1 protein-coding gene is annotated in these 303 nt (G+C 49.5%); it reads right to left on the reverse strand.

Features of this window, described 5'->3' with window-relative positions:
* Positions 1–303 (reverse strand): DUF7507 domain-containing protein (locus tag IQ282_RS00145; RefSeq protein WP_228547160.1); only part of this gene is annotated, 303 nt, incomplete at both ends.

Consider the following 303-nt stretch of genomic DNA (forward strand, 5'->3'; position numbering starts at 1 on the left):
CCGTAAAACTGTAACTGATCGTCTCACCCAACTGGGCAAACCCATCTCCGTTCTCATCGTTGAAGACAGACTCCTTCAATAAGGAGATATCACTATCGTCAGGAAGCGTCGTATCGGTAGGGTCATCTGGGTCGCCATCACCATCCGGATCTTCATCCAATGGGTTGTTTGGGTCATCAGATGTATCCGTTACATCCTCACCATCTGGGGAAGTTCCCGTAGCTAACGCTTGGTTCCTTACCGTTCCCGCATCTATGTCAGACTGCTGGATCGTGTAGGTTCCCGTAAACGTAGTACTGTCTA

Source organism: Nonlabens antarcticus (assembly GCF_015356755.1).
Classification (GTDB): Bacteria; Bacteroidota; Bacteroidia; order Flavobacteriales; family Flavobacteriaceae; genus Nonlabens; species Nonlabens antarcticus.